The 6,083-nt window shown below is 69.6% G+C and carries 9 protein-coding genes (1 of these 9 running past the window's edge); 2 read left to right on the forward strand and 7 right to left on the reverse strand.

Annotated elements, in window-relative coordinates:
* Window positions 1-13: 13 nt before the first annotated feature.
* The 7 genes from GDI_RS00305 to hisB are packed head-to-tail and all read right to left on the reverse strand — an operon-like array spanning window position 14 to window position 4,765.
* Window positions 14-394 (reverse strand): histidine triad nucleotide-binding protein, encoded by a 381-nt coding sequence (locus GDI_RS00305; protein ID WP_041249211.1) that lies wholly within the window; start codon window positions 392-394, stop codon window positions 14-16.
* Window positions 395-417: 23 nt separating this feature from the next.
* Entirely contained in the window at window positions 418-945 is a 528-nt protein-coding gene (locus tag GDI_RS00310) for a phosphoribosyl-ATP diphosphatase (RefSeq protein ID WP_012222315.1), read from the reverse strand.
* Between the two features lie 41 nt (window positions 946-986).
* Window positions 987-1,763 carry an imidazole glycerol phosphate synthase subunit HisF gene (hisF, locus tag GDI_RS00315; protein ID WP_012222316.1) on the reverse strand — a complete coding sequence of 259 codons (777 nt, stop codon included), beginning with the start codon at window positions 1,761-1,763 and terminating at the stop codon, window positions 987-989.
* The gene (gene hisA, locus GDI_RS00320) at window positions 1,763-3,118 is read right to left on the reverse strand and encodes a 1-(5-phosphoribosyl)-5-[(5-phosphoribosylamino)methylideneamino]imidazole-4-carboxamide isomerase (RefSeq protein ID WP_012222317.1); all 1,356 of its coding nucleotides are present in this window, start codon (window positions 3,116-3,118) and stop codon (window positions 1,763-1,765) included. The genes hisF and hisA overlap by 1 nt, the downstream gene beginning before the upstream one ends.
* On the reverse strand, window positions 3,115-3,786 hold the full coding sequence (gene hisH / locus GDI_RS00325) for an imidazole glycerol phosphate synthase subunit HisH (RefSeq protein WP_012222318.1): 672 nt from the start codon (window positions 3,784-3,786) through the stop codon (window positions 3,115-3,117). The genes hisA and hisH overlap by 4 nt, the downstream gene beginning before the upstream one ends.
* Window positions 3,787-3,788: 2 nt before the next feature.
* The gene (locus GDI_RS00330; RefSeq protein WP_012222319.1) at window positions 3,789-4,172 is read right to left on the reverse strand and encodes a hypothetical protein; all 384 of its coding nucleotides are present in this window, start codon (window positions 4,170-4,172) and stop codon (window positions 3,789-3,791) included.
* On the reverse strand, window positions 4,169-4,765 hold the full coding sequence (gene hisB, locus GDI_RS00335; RefSeq protein ID WP_012222320.1) for an imidazoleglycerol-phosphate dehydratase HisB: 597 nt from the start codon (window positions 4,763-4,765) through the stop codon (window positions 4,169-4,171). Before hisB ends, GDI_RS00330 begins: the two co-directional genes overlap by 4 nt.
* 227 nt (window positions 4,766-4,992) lie before the next feature.
* On the opposite strand from hisB, the gene GDI_RS00340 reads away from it, so the two are divergent.
* Both GDI_RS00340 and ubiM read left to right on the forward strand, forming a co-directional pair.
* Complete coding sequence (locus GDI_RS00340; protein ID WP_041249609.1) at window positions 4,993-5,580, forward strand: nitroreductase family protein; 588 nt, start codon at window positions 4,993-4,995, stop codon at window positions 5,578-5,580.
* A gap of 23 nt (window positions 5,581-5,603) precedes the next feature.
* Window positions 5,604-6,083: the 5' portion of a 5-demethoxyubiquinol-8 5-hydroxylase UbiM gene (ubiM, locus tag GDI_RS00345; RefSeq protein ID WP_012222322.1), read on the forward strand. The gene runs 699 nt beyond the window's last position; 480 of the gene's 1,179 nt are visible here — the first part of the coding sequence; its start codon is at window positions 5,604-5,606; the stop codon falls past the right edge of the window.

The following is a 6,083-nucleotide window of genomic DNA, read 5'->3' on the forward strand; positions in this document are numbered from 1 at the left end:
CCGGTGTCGCCCGTCAGCCGTGCTGCAGCATCGGCCCCAGCGCGGCGCCGCCGAACAGGTGGACGTGGAAATGCGGCACTTCCTGGCCGGCGGCCGCGCCCATGTTCGACAGCAGGCGGTAGCCCGCATCCTCCAGCCCCAGTTGCGCCGCCACATGGCCCACCGCGCGGGTGAAGCCGCCGATTTCGGCGTCGCTGGCCTGGCTGCTGAAATCCGCGAAGGAGACGTAAGGGCCCTTGGGGATGATCAGCGCATGCACCGGCGCCTTGGGCGCGATATCGTGGAAGGCCAGGGCGTGTTCGTTTTCATAGATCTTGCGGCACGGGATTTCCCCACGCAGGATCTTGGCGAAGACGTTCTGCGGATCGTACGGACCCAGTCCGGAAACGGCCATGGACATCTCTCCTCGGTAGTGTGTTATTCCGCCAGCGGGTCGTGGGGGCGGGCGGCCTTTTCGGCGATGCCGCTGGTGCCCTCGCGGCGGTGCAGTTCGGCCCACACCTCCGCCGGGTGAACGCCGGCATCCACCCACATGACGATCAGGTGGTACAGCACGTCCGCGCTTTCGCCCACCAGCTCGCCGGTGTTGCCGGCGACCGCCTCGATCAGGCACTCGACCGCTTCCTCGCCGAATTTCTGGGCGATCTTGCGCCGGCCCCGCGCCAGCAGCCGCGCCGAATGGCTGATCGACGGGTTGGTGCCCTTGCGGGAGGTCACGACGTCGAACAGGCGGTCCAGCACCTCGGCCGTCGCTGCCGGAGGGACGGCGGGGGGCAGGGGGGCGGTCGTCGCGACTTTCTTGCCGACGGCTTTCTTGGCAACCGTCTTCTTGGCACCGACCTTCTTGGCAACGGTCTTCTTGCTGACGGTTTTCTTGCCGGCGGCCTTGTCGTCCACGGCCTTGGTCTCGGCGCTCTTGCGGGTCGTCTTCAGGATCTTTGGCATCATGCCCTCTGCTGGGTGTCCGGCGCGGCTGGGGGCGCGGTTCAGGGTACGGGGTGTGCGGGCGTGTGGCGCACCGGCAGGCCGGCATCGGCCAGCGCCTGCTTGACCTGCGGAATGGTGAACTGGCCGAAATGAAAGACGCTGGCGGCCAGCAGGCCGGTGGCGCCCGCGCGCGCGCCCTCGACGAAATGCTCCAGCGTGCCGACCCCGCCCGAGGCCACGATCGGCACCCGTACCGCAGTACACGCCGCGCACAGCAGGTCCAGGTCGAACCCGCTGCCGGTACCGTCGCGGTCCATGCTGGTCAGCAGGATCTCGCCCGCGCCGCGTTCGACCACCTCGCGGCACCAGTCGATGACGTTGCGCCCTGTGGGCGTGCGGCCGCCATGGGTGTACACCTCCCACGATCCATGCCCGTCCGACCGGGCATCGACGGCCACCACCACGCACTGGCTGCCGAATTTCCGCGCGGCCTCGCTGACCAGGTCGGGCCGGGCGACGGCGGCGGAATTCATCGCGCACTTGTCCGCCCCGGCCAGCAGCAGGCGCCGCATGTCGTCGGTCGTCCGCACGCCGCCCCCCACCGTCAGCGGCAGGAAGATCCGCTCGGCGGTACGGCTGACCACGTCCAGGATCGTGTCCCGGTTCTCGTGGCTGGCCGTGATGTCCAAGAAGGTCAGTTCGTCCGCCCCGGCGGCATCATAGACCGCCGCCTGCTCCACCGGGTCCCCGGCATCGCGCAGCGATACGAAGTTGACGCCCTTCACGACGCGCCCGTTCTTGACGTCCAGACAGGGGATGACCCGCAGCTTCAGCATCAGGACAGGATCCGCAAGGCCTCGGCCGGGTCCACCCGGCCGTCATACAGCGCCCGGCCGACGATCACGCCCTCGATCCCCGGTGCCTGCACCGTCGCGGCACGCAGGGCATGCAGGTGGTCGGCATGGCCGACTCCGCCGCTGGCGATGACCGGGATCGACAGCGCATTCGCCATCTCGACGGTCTGGGCGATGTCGATGCCCGTCAGCATGCCGTCGCGGCTGATCTCGGTGAAGATGATCGCGGCCACCCCCACGTCCTCCATCCGGCGGGCCAGTTCGACCGCCTTCATGTCCGACGTCTCGGCCCAGCCCTCGGTCGCCACCTGGCCCGATCGCGCGTCGATCCCCGCCACGATCCGGCCGGGGAAGGCGCGGCAGGCCGCACGCACCAGTTCGGGGTCCTTGACCGCGACGCTGCCCAGGATGACGCGCGTGACACCGGCGGCCAGCCAGCGTTCGATGCCCGCCATGTCCCGCAGACCGCCGCCCAGCTGCACCGGCACGGTGGCGTTGGCGATGATCGCCTCGACCGCGTCGCCATTGGCCGACCGGCCGGCGAATGCACCGTTCAGGTCCACGACATGCAGCCACCGGCAACCCGCCTGCACCCAGGCACGGGCCTGCGCGCCCGGATTGTCGGAATAGATCGTGGCATCGTCCATCTCGCCCCGGCGCAGGCGCACGCAGGCCCCGTCCTTCAGGTCGATGGCGGGGTACAGGGTCAGGCTGTGTCCGGTCACGCTGGCGGGTCCCGTGGCAGGAATGGGAATGGAAGCGGCCTGCGGATGCGCGGGTACCACCCGTTCATTGTCCTGCAGGCGCTTGGTGAAGAACAGGCCCCGCACCGTGCGCCCCTCCGTGCGGGCATAGCTGGGATGGGTGCCCCAGTGATGGAAGCCGAAGGCGCGGAACAGCCGGATGGCCGATTCCTGCGTCTCGCGCACGTCCAGGTTCAGGATCTGGTACCCCATGGCCCGCGCGCACTGCTCGGCCTCCAGCAGCAGCAGCCGGCCCAGCCCCAGGCCCCTGGCATAGGGCGCGACATACAGGTGCATCAGCGTGGCGCTCATGGCCTGCGCCTCGTTATTGCGCGGCGGGCGCACCAGTTGGGCGGCACCCACGATGATGCCGTCCAGCCGGACCACGAACAGCATGCGCTCCGGCACCATCAGCACGCCGCGAAAATAGCGCTCCATCGCCTGTCGGCCGGGCGTGGTCAGCCAGCCGAACCCCCCGCCATCCAGGATCGCGGCGTCGGTGGCCTCGCACAGCGCCTGCAGATCGTCTTCATGCAGGGCCTGCACCCGTTCGGCGCGGGGGCGGGTCTGGGACGGCGTGCCGATCTCGTTCATGCGGCGGCTCCTTCGCGAACGGGCGACCAGCGCAGGAAATTCGACAGGATCCGCAGGCCGACCGTCTGGCTCTTCTCGACATGGAACTGGGTGCCGGCGCGATTGCCCCGGGCCACGATCGCCGGCACCGCCCCGCCATAGTCGGTCGTTGCCACCAGTTCGTCCACCGCCCCGTGACGCAGCGCGTAGGAATGCACGAAATAGCCGTGGGCGTCGGCGTCCAGCCCCTCGGTCAGCGGATGCGCGCCCGGTGTGAAATCCAGCCGGTTCCAGCCCATCTGCGGCAGGCGCAGTCCCGGTGCCTCCATCCGCGCGATCTCGCCGGAAATCCAGCCGAATCCCGGCGTCACTGCGTGTTCCAGCCCGCGCTGGGCCATCAGTTGCATACCCACGCAGATGCCCAGGAACGGCGTGCCGGCTTCGGTCGCGTCGATGATCGCGGGCTTCAGCCCGGGCACCGCCGCCAGCCCCGCCGCGCAATCGGCGAACGCACCCTGTCCAGGCAGCACGATCCGGTCCGCCCCGCGCACCGACTCGGGGTCGGCGGTGATCGTCACGGTGGCGTCGATCCCGCTATCGGCGGCGGCGCGCGCCACCGCCCGCGCGGCGGATGCCAGGTTGCCGCCGTTGTAGTCGATCACTACGATGGATTGCGTCGCGGTCGCCATGCTCATGCCTCCGCCGCCGGCCGGTGCCGGGTCGCGATCTCGGGGTGGCGGTCCAGCAGGCGCAGCAGCGCGGCATCCCGTCCGCGCGCCAGCACCACCGGACCGGCCGTCAGCCCGTTCAGCCGCAGCTCCCATTCCCTTATGTCGGCGGCGCACAGTCCCAGCGCCAGATGCATACCCAGCCACAGCGGCACCGCCAGCGCGGTGTGCCCGACCACCAGCGTCAGGACCAGGCTGGCGGCGCCGGCCAGCAGGCCCGCGATCCAGCTCCCTTGCAGCACCAGTCCCAGCCAGCCCAGGATCAGCACCCGCCAGGACAGGCGCTCGGCCACCAGAACCGGCGGCCGGTTGCCCTCCGCCCGAAACCAGGAGGAATACGTCGTCACAGCACGCCCTTGGTGGACGGAATCGCGCCCGCCGCGCGGGGGTCGGCCTCGGTCGCCATCCGCAGCGCCCGCGCCGCCGCCTTGAACGACGCCTCGGCGATATGGTGGCAGTTGCGGCCGGCCTTCTGCGTAACATGCAGCGTCACCAGCGCGCTCATGGCGAAGGCGCGAAAGAATTCCTCGAACAGCTCGGTGTCCATCTCCCCGATCTTGTCGCGGGTGAAGTCTACCGCCCACGCCAGGTAGGGCCGGCCGGATATGTCGGCCACCACCTCGCTCAGCGCCTCGTCCAGCGGCACCAGCGCATGGCCGAACCGCCTGATGCCCCGCTTGTCGCCGATCGCCCGGACGAAGGCCTGGCCCAGCGCGATGCCGGTATCCTCGACGGTATGATGGAAATCGATATGCAGGTCGCCCTTGGCCTCGATATCCAGGTCGAACATCCCATGCCGGGCCAGCGCCGTCAGCATATGGTCGAAGAAGCCGATCCCCGTCGCGATGCGCGACTGGCCGGTGCCGTCCAGGTCCAGGCGGATCGTGATGTCGGTCTCGCTGGTGACGCGATGAATCGTGGCTGTGCGGGCAGTATCCATGTCCCGTTCTCCTACAGGACTAGGCCGCGTTAGGCCACCATTCCCGTGCGTTCCTCCCGCTGGTCGCCGGACGTGTGCAGTGTCCGGCCCGTGGGGGGGCATCGGCGGATATTGGCTTGGCCTGCCTTCTGCGGCATGGTGCCGACCCGCTGCCGCTCGCGGCCGCCGGCCGGATGTCACAGGCCTGGCGGCATGTCGGGCCGACCCTATATAAAGGAGCATCCCGGATGGCCGTGCTCGACGCTCTCCTGTCCCGTTCATCGACCGACATGCTGTCCGACCCCGCGCCAGAGGGTTCGGTGCTTGAAGACATCCTCTCCACGGCGATGCGCGCGCCCGACCATGGCAAGCTGCGGCCGTGGCGCTATGTCCTGGTCCGGGGCGACGCCCGGCCGAAACTGGCCGAACTGGTGGTGGCTGGCATGCTGGCGCGTGACCCGGACGTCCCGGCCGCGAAGATCGAAAAACGCCGCGTGCGCTTTTCCACCATGCCGCTGACCATCGCACTGGGCATGCATCTGCATCCCGACGACAAGATCCCGGTGATCGAGCAGGAAATGGCCGTCGCCGCCGCGGCAATGAACGTCCTCAATGCCCTGCACGCCACCGGTTTCGGCGGCGTGTGGGTAACGGGCGACATGACGTATGATCCTGCCGTCGCGGCCGCACTGGGCTTCGCGGCGCCACATCGCCTGGCGGGCTTCCTGTTCGTGGGCACCCCGGATTCCGCCCGCCCGGTGCCGACCCGCCGCCCGGTCGGCGGGTACGTCGCCGAATGGCACGGCACGCCGGTCGTCTTCGACGCCGATCACTGACCGCGGGACCAGAGGAGGACGCCATGCACAGCGACGTTACGATCATTGGTGGCGGCCCCGCGGGCCTGGCCACGGCTCTGTCGCTGGACGCGGCGGGCCTGTCTGTCACGGTGCTGGAGCGTGCGCCGCTGGCCGCCCTGGCCGATCCCGCGTTCGACGGGCGGGAAATCGCCCTGACCCACCATGCGGTGTCCATCCTGCGTGGCAGCGGCGCCTGGGCGCGGATCCCCGATATCGGCATCTCCCTGCTGCGCGAGGCCAGGGTGGAAACCGGGCGCCACAACCATCCGCTGACCTTCGATACGCATGGCACGGGGGTCGAGGCCCTTGGTTATCTGGTCTCCAATCACCTGATCCGCCGCGCGTTGTACGAGGAAGTCGCCTCCCGCCCCGGCATCGTCGTGCGCGCCGGCGTGGCCACACGGCGCGTGCGTGACGACAGCGACGGCGTCACGGTGCTGGCGGAAGGCGGTGACGTCGCCTGCCGCCTGGCGATCGCCGCC

Origin of the sequence: Gluconacetobacter diazotrophicus PA1 5 (genome assembly GCF_000067045.1) — a bacterium.
Lineage (GTDB): Bacteria > Pseudomonadota > Alphaproteobacteria > Acetobacterales > Acetobacteraceae > Gluconacetobacter > Gluconacetobacter diazotrophicus.

Excerpts from the sequence above, each read along its gene's own strand:
- hisH (WP_012222318.1), bottom strand. The coding sequence starts at position 3,786 with ATGGCGACCGCGACGCAATCCATCGTAGTGATCGACTACAACGGCGGC.
- hisA (WP_012222317.1), bottom strand. The coding sequence starts at position 3,118 with ATGAACGAGATCGGCACGCCGTCCCAGACCCGCCCCCGCGCCGAACGG.
- GDI_RS00310 (WP_012222315.1), bottom strand. The coding sequence starts at position 945 with ATGCCAAAGATCCTGAAGACGACCCGCAAGAGCGCCGAGACCAAGGCC.
- hisB (WP_012222320.1), bottom strand. The coding sequence starts at position 4,765 with ATGGATACTGCCCGCACAGCCACGATTCATCGCGTCACCAGCGAGACC.
- GDI_RS00340 (WP_041249609.1), top strand. The coding sequence starts at position 4,993 with ATGGCCGTGCTCGACGCTCTCCTGTCCCGTTCATCGACCGACATGCTG.
- hisF (WP_012222316.1), bottom strand. The coding sequence starts at position 1,763 with ATGCTGAAGCTGCGGGTCATCCCCTGTCTGGACGTCAAGAACGGGCGC.
- GDI_RS00305 (WP_041249211.1), bottom strand. The coding sequence starts at position 394 with ATGGCCGTTTCCGGACTGGGTCCGTACGATCCGCAGAACGTCTTCGCC.